Origin of the sequence: Acinetobacter sp. YH12064 (genome assembly GCF_013419735.1) — a bacterium.
Classification (GTDB): Bacteria; Pseudomonadota; Gammaproteobacteria; order Pseudomonadales; family Moraxellaceae; genus Acinetobacter; species Acinetobacter amyesii.
Map to the genome: position 1 here is coordinate 50,240 of NZ_VOZP01000003.1, position 11,968 is coordinate 62,207.

Consider the following 11,968-nt stretch of genomic DNA (forward strand, 5'->3'; position numbering starts at 1 on the left):
GATGCAAGAACGTTTAATTACTCAGCAGCAGCTTCAACAACTTCAACTAAAGTCCAAGACTTAGTTTTAGACATTGGGCGGCTTTCTTTGATGCTTACTACGTCGCCAACTTTAGCAACATTGTTTTCATCATGAGCGTGTAATTTAGTTGAACGGCGGATTAATTTGCCATACAACGGGTGTTGAACGCGGCGTTCGATAAGAACAACGATAGACTTGTCCATCTTGTCGCTAACTACTTTACCGGTTAACGTGCGAACTGTTTGTTCACTCATTGTCCGTTCCCCTGTTTTTCGGTAAGGAGGGTCTTAATACGAGCAATTGTCTTACGAGTAAGCGCAACTTCGTGCGATTTACCCAATTGACCAGTTGCTTTCGCCATACGAAGACGGAATTGGTTAAGCTGTTGCTCATCAAGCAAAGCTGTCAACTCTTCTACCGACTTTTCACGTAGATCATTAGTTTTCATTACATTACCGTCCGAGTCACGATAGTGGTTTTAAACGGAAGTTTTGCAGCAGCAAGCGTAAACGCTTCGCGAGCAAGTTCTTCGTTAACACCATCAATTTCGTACAAGACTTTACCTGGTTTGATTTGGCAAACCCAGTATTCCACAGAACCTTTACCTTTACCCATACGAACTTCTAATGGTTTTTCAGTAATTGGTTTGTCTGGGAAAACACGGATAAAGATCTTACCACCACGTTTAATACGACGGCTGATTGTACGACGCGCTGCTTCAATTTGACGTGCTGTCATTTGACCACGTTCAACTGATTTAAGTGCAATAGTACCAAAAGATACTGAGCTACCGCGATGTGCTAGACCAGTGTTACGGCCTTTTTGCACTTTACGGAATTTAGTACGTTTAGGTTGTAACATGGATTATTCTCCTTTTTCAGCAGAACGATCATTGCGACGACCACGACGCTCTTGACCTTCACCACGACCACGGCCACGTTTAGCTGGACGTTCTTCAGCTGGAGCTGGGTTCATGACTTGTTTCATGCCGCCCAAGATCTCACCACGGAAGATCCATACTTTAACGCCGATCGTACCGTAAGTAGTCTCAGCACGCATAGTAGCATAGTCGATGTCAGCACGAAGAGTATGAAGAGGTACACGACCTTCACGATACCATTCAGTACGAGCAATCTCAGCACCACCTAGACGGCCTGAAACTTCTACTTTGATACCTTTAGCACCAGCACGCATAGAGTTTTGAACCGCACGCTTCATAGCACGACGGAACATTACACGTTTTTCTAATTGAGAAGCGATTGCCTCAGCAACTAAACGAGCGTCTAAATCTGGGCGATCGATTTCGTTGATACTTACTTGCGCAGGAACACCCATAATGGCTGTTAATTCGCGTTGTAATTTCTCAATGTCTTCGCCTTTTTTACCGATCACGATACCAGGACGTGCAGTGCTAATAGTTACTTTAGCTGCGCCTGTAGGGCGTTCGATAAGAATATTGCTCACCATCGCATTCTTAAGTTTTTTAGTTAAAAACTCACGAACTTGAAGATCTTTTAGCAAATATTCAGCATATTGTTTCGGATTCGCATACCAGTTAGCGTTATGACGTTTCACAACACCTAGGCGGATACCGATTGGATGAACCTTCTGACCCATATCAAACCCCTACCTTAACGGTAATGTGACAAGTACGCTTAGTAATACGATCTGCACGGCCTTTAGCACGTGGCAAAATACGTTTCAGGCTCATGCCTTCATCAACGTAGATCGTAGAAACTTTAAGGTCGTCTACATCTAAACTGTTATTGTGTTCAGCGTTTGCAATCGCAGATTCCAATGCTTTTTTAACTAAAACTGCAGCTTTTTTGTTGCTGAAGTTTAAGATATTTAAAGCATGCGCAACAGATTTGCCGCGAATTAGGTCTGCAACCAAACGTGCTTTTTGTGCCGAGATAGCGGCACCGCGTAATTTAGCAGTTACTTCCATCATAGCACCTATTAACGTTTAGACTTCTTGTCAACACCGTGACCACGATAGGTACGAGTTGGCGCGAATTCACCTAATTTATGACCAACCATATGCTCAGATACAATCACTGGAACATGGTTACGGCCATTGTGTACAGAAATTGTTAGACCAACAAAATCCGGTAAGATCATCGAACGACGCGACCAAGTTTTGATCGGCTTACGGTTATTAGCCGCGATAGCCGCTTCAACCTTAGCGAACAAGTGCGCATCGACGAATGGGCCTTTTTTCAGAGAACGAGGCATTGTCAGATTCCTTTACTTGTTACTTAACGCGACGGTCGCGAATGATCATCTTAGTCGTACGCTTGTTGGTACGTGTTTTGTACCCTTTAGCTTTTTGACCCCATGGACTTACAGGTTGAATACCTTTGTTACGTCCTTCACCACCACCATGTGGATGGTCTACTGGGTTCATCGCCATACCACGTACGGTAGGACGAACGCCACGCCAGCGTGATGCACCTGCTTTACCAAGTGAACGAAGGTTGCTTTCTGAGTTAGAAACTTCACCTAACACAGCACGGCATTCAACGTGTACTTTACGCATTTCGCCTGAACGAAGACGAATGATAGCGTAAGAACCGTCACGACCCAACAATTGAGCAGATGTACCAGCAGAACGTACTAATTGTGCGCCTTTACCGATTTTAAGCTCGATGTTGTGAAGAGTAGAACCGATAGGCATGTTGCGAAGTGGCAAGCAGTTACCTGGACGGATTGGAGCATCGTTACCAGACTGAACTTGATCACCAGCGCGAAGGCCTTTAGGTGCAATAATATAGCGACGTTCACCGTCAGCATATTTCAATAAAGCAATATGAGCTGTACGGTTTGGATCGTATTCAATACGCTCAACTACAGCTGGGATGCTGTCTTTGTTACGTTTGAAGTCTACGATACGGTAGTGCTGTTTATGACCACCACCAACGTGACGAGTTGTAATGTGACCGTTGTTATTACGACCGCCAGTACGTTTTTTAGCTTCAACCAACGGAGCATATGGCGCGCCTTTGTGAAGGTGGTTATGTACCACTTTCTCTACAAAGCGACGTCCTGGAGACGTTGGCTTACATTTTTGAATCGGCATAATTTTCGTCCTTATTCCGCTGCGTTTTCAGCGGTATCGCCCAAGTCAGCCATTTCAACATCTTGGCCAGCTTTCAGGGTGACGTATGCTTTTTTAACATCAGAACGACGTCCTAATGTTTTACCAAAGCGTTTAGTCTTACCTTTAGTGATCGTTGTGTTAACTTTAACAACTTGAACACCAAATAGTTGCTCAACGGCTTTTTTGATTTCAAGTTTGTTTGCATCTAGTGCAACTTTGAACACTTGAACACCAGCAGTTTCGCCTAAAACTTGTGCTTTTTCTGAGAATACAGGTCCTTGTAGGACTTGATAGATACGTTCGTTGTTCATCCGAGTTCTACCTCAATTTTCTTAGCAGCAGCAACAGACATAACAACTTTATCGAACGCGATCAAGCTAACAGGATCGATTGCAGCAGCATCAACCACATCAACGTGTGGAATGTTGCGAGCAGCAAGATACAAGTTCTCATCAACAGCATCTGTAACGATTAATGCACGAGGTGCATTCAAGTCGTTAAGTTTTGCAAGCAATTCTTTAGTTTTTGGAGCTGCAACAGCAATCTCTTCAACTAAAACAAGGCGATCTTGACGAACAAGCTCAGCCAGGATGCATTGCATAGCACCGCGATACATTTTACGGTTTACTTTTTGAGACCAATCTTGTGGACGAGCAGCAAAAGTTTTACCACCGCCAACCCAGATTGGGCTACGAATAGAACCAGCACGAGCGCGGCCAGTACCTTTTTGACGGAAAGGTTTTTTACCACCGCCAGAAACGTCAGCACGTGATTTTTGCGCTTTAGAACCTTGACGACCACCAGCTAAGTAAGCTGTAACAACTTGGTGTACAAGAGCTTCGTTAAAATCACGACCAAACGCAACTTCAGATAACTCAACAGCAGAGCCGGAAACAGTATTTAAATTCACGTTATTTCCCCTCAGGCCTTGATAGTAGGACGAACAGTAACGTCGCCACCAGTAGCACCAGGAACCGCGCCTTTAACAACTAGAACTGAACGTTCTGCGTCGATAGCAACGATTTCAAGACCCTGTGTAGTTACACGTTCAGCACCTAAGTGACCAGGCATTTTTTTGCCTTTGAACACGCGACCAGGAGTCTGGTTTTGACCTGTAGAACCGATAACACGGTGAGATACAGAGTTACCATGTGTAGCGTCTTGAGTACGGAAGTTCCAACGCTTAACACCACCTTGGAAACCTTTACCTTTAGATGTACCAGTAACGTCAACGATTTGACCCACTGTGAACACATCTACACCGATAGTTCCGCCAACTTCACGACCTTCAAGATCAGCTTCTGTAGCGCGAAATTCTTGAACTAGACGACCAGCAGCAACACCAGCTTTCGCAAAGTGACCTTTCTGAGCATTAGTTACGCGAGATTCGCGACGTTCACCAGTAGTGATTTGAATCGCTTGATAACCATCAGTTTCAAGCGTTTTGATTTGTGTGATGCGGTTAGGATCAACCTCAATCACTGTTACAGGTACAGAAACACCAGCATCTGTAAAGATACGTGTCATACCGCACTTGCGACCGACTAAACCAATAGCCATGTGCATAAACCTCTAAAAAAGCGGCCTAATTAACTTAGAGCGTTAATTAACCGAAAGCCTTAACCCAAAGCGATCTGAACATCAACACCAGCTGCAAGATCTAACTTCATCAATGCATCAACAGTTTTATCTGTAGGTTGAACGATGTCGATCAAACGTTTGTAAGTGCGGATCTCGTATTGGTCACGCGCATCTTTGTTAACGTGTGGTGATGTTAAAACGTTAAAACGTTCGATACGTGTAGGCATCGGGATTGGACCACAAACTTGTGCACCAGTACGTTTTGCTGTTTCTACGATTTCTTGAGCTGATTGATCAATTAAACGGTGATCAAAAGACTTAAGACGGATACGAATTCTCTGGTTAGACATACCAGTTAACTCCAAGCCAAATATATAAAGAATCACCCTTGACGCATCTCACCCCACTTTAAAAGAGGCAAGTGTCAAGAGCAGTGAAATATCACTAAGGTCACGATCGATGCCGTGACTGTCACGATGTTAACTACTTTATTCGTAGCTAACCCCCTTCATCAAAGGGTCGCCCATTATAGCTATTGTTTAATGCATAAGCAAATCCCTTTTGCTGTTTTTCTTATATTTTTCATTTTTTATGCAAGATCAATTGCTTAACTTTTAATCAACAGGCATTTTTTCTTAATACATACTCTATTGCTTGGTTTAGTATTTGATTTCCCTCAATAAATTTGTTTTTTGCGCTTTTCCGCAGATCATGTACTGGCTGTACATGTGTTCCTGAAAAAAATGCCAACTCTTCATCATTTTCCAAAAATAAATCGAGTACTTCAGGGGTAATTTCAGGATGAAATTGAAAGCCCAAAACATTTTGTCCAATTTGATACATTTGATTACGACATGCATCATTTTCCGCCAGTAATACCGCTCCTTTGGGAATTTCAAATGTTTCACTGTGCCACTGCATGACTTTAAACTCTTCAGGTAGTTTGAAACAGCCATGCGGTACGTTAGCGACCTTACGGATGGTCGTCCAACCCAATTCTTGTTGTGCATTTCGACTCACCGCACCACCCAAAGCATTAGCAATCAATTGCCCACCTAAACAAAGGCCGATTGCGGGTTTACCGATGGCTAAATAGCGTCGCAGCCAACGTTTTTCTATTTTTAACCATGGGAAATTTGCCTCATCATTTACGCTCATGGTTCCACCCATAATGATAAGTAAATCGACATCTTCAACATGCGGCAAAGCCTCGAGATCTAAGGCTTGATCGACAGGTAATGCAAAGAATTCTGTGGCCGTAATTTTGGCCTGATGCTGTTTTAAAAATTCATAACAACTGCCGAACCCTTCGCCAGCAATATGCTGAAAATAATGTACTTTTAAATGCGACTTCATGCGCTAAACCTATTGTTGTTGCTCTGATATCGGTTTTGCAAGAATGAAGCCAACTTTGCTTTTCACTTAATTTTCTATACAAAAGCATCGTAAATCCATGCGTTTTAGTCGTATTCTTTTGAACATTCATTATTATTTTGATCATTTCAGAGCGCCACGTGAAAAAGAATCCTCAAACCGAACTCATTCATGCACCAAGAAAGGCACCGCAATACATCAATAGTGTTCAACCTCCCCTGTTTCGTGCATCCACTATAATTTTCGAAAATACAGATGCGCTATTTAATCGCCATTGGACTGATGATTATGACTATAGCTATGGCACACATGGTACCCCCACAACATTCACCCTAGGTGATCAGCTTGCTCAGATTGAAGGTGGCTTGTATCACTTACTCGCACCAAGCGGTTTATCTGCAATTAATTTGGTCAATTCATGTTTTTTAAGTCAAGGGGATGAAGTGTGGGTCGCAGATAATATCTATGGCCCAAATATGGACCATTTACGCAATTTAGAAACCCGCTATGGCATCGTGGTCAAGGTTTATAACCCTATTGATGTCGATTCATTTAGCCCTTCAGCGCAAGCCAAGCTTATCTGGTTAGAAGCGGCGGGTTCTGTCACTTTAGAGTTTCCAGATTTAGTCGGCTTGGTCAAAAAAGCTCAAGCGCAGAACATTCTCACTGCACTGGACAATACGTGGGGCGCTGGACTTGCCTTTAATGCTTTTGATTTTAGTGCTGAGCACCTGGGTGTCGATATCAGTGTGCATGCCTTGACCAAATACCCAAGTGGCGGCGGGGATATTTTGATGGGTTCAGTAATTACACGAGATAAAAAGCTTCATCACAAACTGTTTCGTGCGCACGCCATTCAAGGCATTAGTATCTCTGGTGATGACGCCGCGCAAGTACAACGCAGTCTGGCTTCTATGCGCCTGCGCTATGAACACCAGTCACAAAGTGCTTTAACTTTATTAAATTGGCTAAAACAGCAACCAGCCTTTGTACAGGTTTTACATCCTGCTGATGAAGCTTCCGCAGGACATCAGTATTGGAAAGAAATTTGTACAGAACAACACAGTGCCGGCTTGGTCAGCGTGGTATTTAATGAAAAATATAGCTTGCAAGATGTACGCCGTTTTTGCGATGCGCTGAAACTATTTAAACTCGGTTTTAGCTGGGGTGGCCCAGTCAGTTTAGTCATGTTATATAACTTAAAAGATATGCGTGTACTCGAACATTCACATATTCAAACCGGCTTACTGGTTCGCTTTTGTATAGGACTAGAACATCCTGCAGATTTAATACAAGATATAGAAAATGCACTACAACATTTAAATAAACAGCAACTCGAATAAATACAGGAACATCTATGGGTACACCAATTATTATTGGCAAAAAAACACAAGACACCACACAGGATGTGGTGCTTCATTCACAATTTGCAAACCGCCATGGTTTGATTGCTGGGGCCACAGGTACTGGTAAGACTGTGACGTTGAAGGTGTTGGCAGAAAGTTTTTCTCGGCTGGGTGTACCTGTATTTTTAGCCGATGCCAAAGGGGATGTTTCTAGCCTTGCCAAAGCAGGTGAAAGCAATCCTAAGTTTGACGAACGAATTAAAAGTTTAAATATCGAGAGCATTCCTTTTGCTGCCTCCCCTGTGGTGTTTTGGGATTTGTTTGGTGAACAAGGACATCCTATTCGCACCACCATTTCTGAAATTGGTCCACTTCTCCTTGCCCGAATTCTCAACTTAAATGACACGCAAGAAGGTGTGCTATCTGCGGTCTTTCGTATTGCCGATGATCAGGGCTTATTGCTCATCGACTTTAAAGACTTAAAAGCCATGATCAGCTACGTCAGTGAACATGCAGCAGAATTTAAAAATGAATATGGCAATTTATCACCTGCAAGCTTAGGTGCAATTCAACGTAATTTGCTCGCATTGGCAGATCAAGGTGGTGACAAGTTTTTTGGTGAGCCTGCGCTCAATATCATGGATTTCATTCAAACGGATGAGCAAGGTCGTGGCAACATCAACCTGCTCGCAGCCGACAAGTTAATGAATACCCCTAAGCTCTATGCGACTTTCTTACTTTGGATGCTGTCAGAACTATTTGAACAATTGCCCGAAGTTGGAGATATGGATAAACCCAAACTGGTGTTCTTCTTCGATGAAGCACATTTATTATTTGATAATGCCAGCCCTGCTTTACAAGAAAAGATTGAACAAGTGGTTCGTCTGATTCGCTCTAAAGGGGTCGGCATTTACTTTATAACGCAAAATCCACTTGACCTACCTGAGAGTGTTTTAGGACAACTGGGTAACCGTGTTCAACATGCCCTACGTGCATTTACCCCCAAAGATCAGAAAGCGGTCAAGACGGCAGCAGATACTTTTCGAGCCAATCCTGCGTTTAAAGTCGATCAAGTAATTACGGAACTGGCTGTAGGTGAAGCATTAATTAGCTGTTTAGATGAACAAGGCACACCACAAATCGTTGAACGTGCTTGGGTGATGCCACCCTACTCATCATTTAGCCCAATTGCTGTAGAAGAACGCAAAGCACTCATGACAAATAGCGTTGTTGCAGGCGTGTATGACACCGAAGCAGACCGTGAAAGTGCCTATGAACTTTTACAAAATAAAGTGGCGGAGCGCCAACAACAAGCCGTCCAAGCGGAACAAGATAAAATACAAGCCAAAGAACAAGAAGCGTTAGCCAAACAACAAGCCAAAGAAGCAGATGCACTCGCCAAACAGCAAGCACGTGAACAAGAACGACTTGCACGCGAACAACAAAAAGAAGCTGAGCGTTCAGCCAAACAACGTGAAAAACTGATTCAAGACACGGTAGGAACTTTTGCAAAAAGTGCTGCACGCAGCTTGGGTGGGTCGACAGGTCAGAAAATCGTACGCGGTTTGCTAGGTTCACTGTTTGGTAAAAAATAATTCGCCATTACGATTATCTATGCTGAATTTATGGGATATTTTAATATCCCATATTTTTTTTATGGTTTTTACTAAAACATGTATTGCGCGGATGTATTTAAAAATGTATTTTAAATACATCTTATAAATAACAGCCATGAGAGATCAGCTATGACTCCGCAGCAAATTGACCTAGTAAAAGCTACTGTTCCTGTTCTACGTGAAAATGGTGTCGCGCTGACTGGTTACTTCTATAATCGTATGTTGGGCAATAACCCTCACCTCAAAGAAACCTTTAACATGGGACATCAGCGCAGCGGTGCTCAGGCACAAGCTTTGGCGGGTGCTGTATTGGCTTATGCTGAAAATATTGAGGACCCATCTGTACTTTTACCAGTTGTAGAATTAATTGCGCATAAACATGTGAGTCTTAACATTCAAGCTCCAGACTATAATATTGTCGGCGAAAATTTGCTGCACTCGATCAGTGAAGTATTAAGCATTTCAATGGAAGATCCACTGATTGCAGCTTGGGCAGCAGCATATGGACAATTGGCAGACTTGTTTATCAGCACTGAAAAAGCGATTTATGAGCAACATCAGCAAACTAAAGGCAGTTGGTTAGGTTGGCGTAATTTCAAAATCGCGAAAAAAGTGGCTGAAAGTGATGAAATCACCTCATTCTACCTTGAGCCTTCTGATGGTGGTGATTTACCAAAATATGAAGCAGGTCAGTACATCTCTGTACGTGTATTGGTCGATGAGCTGGGTCTAAAACAACCACGTCAATATACACTGTCTACCAGCCCACAAGACAACTACTTACGTATCTCTGTAAAACGTGAAGATCAGAAAGGTGACTTGGTTCCAGGTTGGGTATCAAATACACTGCATGGCTTGGAGATCGGTTCAGAAATCGAAGTGTCTGCACCAACAGGTAATTTCTTCCTGATTGATTCACAAAAACGCAATGTCTTTATCAGTGGTGGTGTAGGTCTAACACCAATGATTGCGATGCTGAATCAGTTGGTGACTTTAGACATGCCACAACCTGTAACCTTTATCCATGCCTGCCGTAGCAAACAAGTGCATGCAATGCATAAACACATTCAGGATTTGGAAGCAAAATACCCACGTCTTAGCACTTTTACAGCGTATGAGTTCCCTCATGCTAATGATAAATTAGGTGAAGATTATGATGCTGCTGGTCGTCTAGACTTAGGCAGCATGGATACTGCACTGTTACCGATCAATGCGGATTATTACCTTTGCGGTCCAATGCCATTTATGGCTGAACAACAGAAAGCTTTAATTGCTCGTGGTATTCCTGCTAGCAATATTCACAGCGAAGCTTTCGGCACTGGTGGTGTAAAACACTAACTAAGCTATTCACCTGAAATACAAAGGGTTAGTTTAGTTATGCTAGACTAGCCCTTATTTATTTCTCTCAGACTCACAGTATTATCATGCAACTCAATAAATTCACCGATTATGCATTACGCATTTTGCTCTATATCGCACGCCCTCGTGATGTGCCTTATAACATTGCTGAAATTGCAGAAGACCTGCTTGTTTCGCGTAATCACTTGGTGAAAATTGTGCATTTTATGGCAAAACAAAACTGGTTAATCACCAGCCGCGGCAAAGGTGGCGGCATTCGCTTAAACCCTGAAGCACTTGACGCTCAGCTCGGTCAAATCGTACGAATTCTGCAAGGCCATCACCAGATAGTAGAATGCAATGACCCACCCTGCGTACTACGCAGTCAGTGTGGTTTAAAAAGCCTCTTAGACCAAGCTTTAGAACAGTTTTATCAAAGTCTCGATCAGTACAAACTTGCCGATGTTTTACAACCAAGCAGCGCATCTAAATTTACAACACAATCTCCAATTCAAATGATCAATCTCTAATTTCACTTTGCCTGCGACAAAATTCGCTTGCCTGCCCGACTTCCTTTATAATGCGTGTTGTTAAATCAGTTATTGAAGTTGGGTTATGCATCAGCACAGAGGAAAATCACGAAACAGTAAAGCGGCCAATGCGCCGAAGCAAAAGATTACTTATGAGAAAAAAGTAGACTCTGCGATTACTGAATATGCTGTGCGCTCGCTCAACTGGCTACGCAAAGCTGAGTTCTTAATGAGTGCGCCTAAACTCAACCTCTGCGTTGAAGATACCGGCTATGAAATTGCCTTTGCTGGCCGCTCTAATGCGGGTAAGTCGAGTGCCATTAATGCGCTCACTAACCAAAAACAATTGGCACGTGCGTCGAAAAAACCGGGTCGTACCCAAATGATCAACTTTTTCAGTTTAGGAAATCCTGATCAGCGTTTGGTCGACTTACCGGGTTATGGTTATGCCGCTGTACCTGAAGCAATGAAAATCGTGTGGCAAAAAGAGCTAGAAAACTATCTGATACACCGTGAAAGTTTACAAGGTCTTGTGCTGTTGATGGATATCCGTCATCCACTACAACACTTTGACGTCATGATGTTGGAATGGGCACATTCACGTAAATTGTTCGTACATGTACTGCTCACCAAATCAGATAAATTAAACCGTGGCCCAGCCTCTAAAGCACTACAAGAAGTGAAAGCGGCATTGAAAAAAATGAAGCTGAACTTCTCTATCCAATTGTTCTCATCATTGAATAAACAAGGTTTAGAAGAGTTAGCGAGTGTCATGGCGGGTCGTCTAAACTTCACTCTAGAGCAATCCACAGAGTTTGATCTCGACAGCATACCTGAAGCATCGGAAGATGATATTGAAATCGATGTGGACGCGGAAGCATTCAATGACTTCCACACTACATCTGAAGATTTACCCCAAGCTGAAGACAAAAAATCAGACCACTAATCCATTATTTTTAAAGTCAGCGCAAGGATGATTGTCTGACAAAAAGTATCATCTGAAGATAATGAAATGTCCTGTATTGCTAATCACAATGCAGGATTTTTTTTGGATACTGAATA

Annotated in this window: 17 protein-coding genes; 5 read left to right on the forward strand and 12 right to left on the reverse strand. The window is 42.8% G+C overall.

What is annotated here, in order from left to right; translation table 11 throughout:
• Positions 1-17 precede the first annotated feature (17 nt).
• From rpsQ to FTU13_RS03600, 12 genes are all read right to left on the reverse strand, one after another.
• Entirely contained in the window at positions 18-275 is a 258-nt protein-coding gene (rpsQ, locus tag FTU13_RS03545) for a 30S ribosomal protein S17 (protein WP_078192456.1), read from the reverse strand.
• Positions 272-469 (reverse strand): 50S ribosomal protein L29, encoded by a 198-nt coding sequence (gene rpmC, locus FTU13_RS03550; protein WP_005012982.1) that lies wholly within the window; start codon positions 467-469, stop codon positions 272-274. The genes rpsQ and rpmC overlap by 4 nt, the downstream gene beginning before the upstream one ends.
• A complete protein-coding gene (gene rplP, locus FTU13_RS03555) occupies positions 469-882 on the reverse strand; it encodes a 50S ribosomal protein L16 (RefSeq protein ID WP_068909575.1) in 414 nt (137 codons plus the stop codon). Before rplP ends, rpmC begins: the two co-directional genes overlap by 1 nt.
• A 3-nt stretch (positions 883-885) precedes the next feature.
• Positions 886-1,638: a 30S ribosomal protein S3 gene (gene rpsC / locus FTU13_RS03560; RefSeq protein WP_078189277.1), complete on the reverse strand. Its 753-nt coding sequence runs from the start codon at positions 1,636-1,638 to the stop codon at positions 886-888.
• A 1-nt stretch (position 1,639) separates the two neighbouring features.
• Positions 1,640-1,969 carry a 50S ribosomal protein L22 gene (gene rplV, locus FTU13_RS03565; RefSeq protein WP_035265103.1) on the reverse strand — a complete coding sequence of 110 codons (330 nt, stop codon included), beginning with the start codon at positions 1,967-1,969 and terminating at the stop codon, positions 1,640-1,642.
• Positions 1,970-1,980: 11 nt separating this feature from the next.
• The gene (rpsS, locus tag FTU13_RS03570) at positions 1,981-2,256 is read right to left on the reverse strand and encodes a 30S ribosomal protein S19 (RefSeq protein ID WP_004281508.1); all 276 of its coding nucleotides are present in this window, start codon (positions 2,254-2,256) and stop codon (positions 1,981-1,983) included.
• A 19-nt stretch (positions 2,257-2,275) separates the two neighbouring features.
• A complete protein-coding gene (gene rplB / locus FTU13_RS03575; RefSeq protein WP_078189278.1) occupies positions 2,276-3,100 on the reverse strand; it encodes a 50S ribosomal protein L2 in 825 nt (274 codons plus the stop codon).
• A gap of 11 nt (positions 3,101-3,111) precedes the next feature.
• Positions 3,112-3,432: a 50S ribosomal protein L23 gene (rplW, locus tag FTU13_RS03580; protein WP_005012992.1), complete on the reverse strand. Its 321-nt coding sequence runs from the start codon at positions 3,430-3,432 to the stop codon at positions 3,112-3,114.
• Complete coding sequence (gene rplD, locus FTU13_RS03585) at positions 3,429-4,031, reverse strand: 50S ribosomal protein L4 (protein WP_078189279.1); 603 nt, start codon at positions 4,029-4,031, stop codon at positions 3,429-3,431. The genes rplW and rplD overlap by 4 nt, the downstream gene beginning before the upstream one ends.
• Positions 4,032-4,042: 11 nt before the next feature.
• Positions 4,043-4,681 (reverse strand): 50S ribosomal protein L3, encoded by a 639-nt coding sequence (rplC, locus tag FTU13_RS03590; protein WP_078189280.1) that lies wholly within the window; start codon positions 4,679-4,681, stop codon positions 4,043-4,045.
• A gap of 59 nt (positions 4,682-4,740) precedes the next feature.
• On the reverse strand, positions 4,741-5,052 hold the full coding sequence (gene rpsJ, locus FTU13_RS03595) for a 30S ribosomal protein S10 (RefSeq protein WP_000070912.1): 312 nt from the start codon (positions 5,050-5,052) through the stop codon (positions 4,741-4,743).
• Between the two features lie 268 nt (positions 5,053-5,320).
• Positions 5,321-6,058 carry a type 1 glutamine amidotransferase gene (locus FTU13_RS03600; protein ID WP_180126829.1) on the reverse strand — a complete coding sequence of 246 codons (738 nt, stop codon included), beginning with the start codon at positions 6,056-6,058 and terminating at the stop codon, positions 5,321-5,323.
• Between the two features lie 158 nt (positions 6,059-6,216).
• Between FTU13_RS03600 and FTU13_RS03605 the strand changes: the two genes are divergently transcribed.
• The 5 genes from FTU13_RS03605 (at position 6,217) to yihA (ending at position 11,852) form a co-directional block, all read left to right on the forward strand.
• On the forward strand, positions 6,217-7,419 hold the full coding sequence (locus tag FTU13_RS03605) for a PLP-dependent transferase (protein WP_180126831.1): 1,203 nt from the start codon (positions 6,217-6,219) through the stop codon (positions 7,417-7,419).
• A 14-nt stretch (positions 7,420-7,433) separates the two neighbouring features.
• Positions 7,434-9,017 carry a helicase HerA-like domain-containing protein gene (locus FTU13_RS03610; protein WP_180126833.1) on the forward strand — a complete coding sequence of 528 codons (1,584 nt, stop codon included), beginning with the start codon at positions 7,434-7,436 and terminating at the stop codon, positions 9,015-9,017.
• 150 nt (positions 9,018-9,167) lie between these two features.
• Positions 9,168-10,376 (forward strand): NO-inducible flavohemoprotein, encoded by a 1,209-nt coding sequence (gene hmpA, locus FTU13_RS03615; protein WP_180126835.1) that lies wholly within the window; start codon positions 9,168-9,170, stop codon positions 10,374-10,376.
• Between the two features lie 86 nt (positions 10,377-10,462).
• Complete coding sequence (locus FTU13_RS03620) at positions 10,463-10,906, forward strand: Rrf2 family transcriptional regulator (RefSeq protein WP_180126837.1); 444 nt, start codon at positions 10,463-10,465, stop codon at positions 10,904-10,906.
• Positions 10,907-10,991: 85 nt separating this feature from the next.
• Entirely contained in the window at positions 10,992-11,852 is an 861-nt protein-coding gene (yihA, locus tag FTU13_RS03625; protein ID WP_180084610.1) for a ribosome biogenesis GTP-binding protein YihA/YsxC, read from the forward strand.
• Positions 11,853-11,968: the final 116 nt, after the last annotated feature.

Excerpts from the sequence above, each read along its gene's own strand:
- rplB (WP_078189278.1), bottom strand. The coding sequence starts at position 3,100 with ATGCCGATTCAAAAATGTAAGCCAACGTCTCCAGGACGTCGCTTTGTA.
- rpsS (WP_004281508.1), bottom strand. The coding sequence starts at position 2,256 with ATGCCTCGTTCTCTGAAAAAAGGCCCATTCGTCGATGCGCACTTGTTC.
- rpsJ (WP_000070912.1), bottom strand. The coding sequence starts at position 5,052 with ATGTCTAACCAGAGAATTCGTATCCGTCTTAAGTCTTTTGATCACCGT.
- rpmC (WP_005012982.1), bottom strand. The coding sequence starts at position 469 with ATGAAAACTAATGATCTACGTGAAAAGTCGGTAGAAGAGTTGACAGCT.
- rpsQ (WP_078192456.1), bottom strand. The coding sequence starts at position 275 with ATGAGTGAACAAACAGTTCGCACGTTAACCGGTAAAGTAGTTAGCGAC.
- FTU13_RS03610 (WP_180126833.1), top strand. The coding sequence starts at position 7,434 with ATGGGTACACCAATTATTATTGGCAAAAAAACACAAGACACCACACAG.
- yihA (WP_180084610.1), top strand. The coding sequence starts at position 10,992 with ATGCATCAGCACAGAGGAAAATCACGAAACAGTAAAGCGGCCAATGCG.
- rpsC (WP_078189277.1), bottom strand. The coding sequence starts at position 1,638 with ATGGGTCAGAAGGTTCATCCAATCGGTATCCGCCTAGGTGTTGTGAAA.
- FTU13_RS03620 (WP_180126837.1), top strand. The coding sequence starts at position 10,463 with ATGCAACTCAATAAATTCACCGATTATGCATTACGCATTTTGCTCTAT.
- FTU13_RS03600 (WP_180126829.1), bottom strand. The coding sequence starts at position 6,058 with ATGAAGTCGCATTTAAAAGTACATTATTTTCAGCATATTGCTGGCGAA.
- rplV (WP_035265103.1), bottom strand. The coding sequence starts at position 1,969 with ATGGAAGTAACTGCTAAATTACGCGGTGCCGCTATCTCGGCACAAAAA.
- hmpA (WP_180126835.1), top strand. The coding sequence starts at position 9,168 with ATGACTCCGCAGCAAATTGACCTAGTAAAAGCTACTGTTCCTGTTCTA.
- rplP (WP_068909575.1), bottom strand. The coding sequence starts at position 882 with ATGTTACAACCTAAACGTACTAAATTCCGTAAAGTGCAAAAAGGCCGT.
- rplW (WP_005012992.1), bottom strand. The coding sequence starts at position 3,432 with ATGAACAACGAACGTATCTATCAAGTCCTACAAGGACCTGTATTCTCA.
- rplC (WP_078189280.1), bottom strand. The coding sequence starts at position 4,681 with ATGGCTATTGGTTTAGTCGGTCGCAAGTGCGGTATGACACGTATCTTT.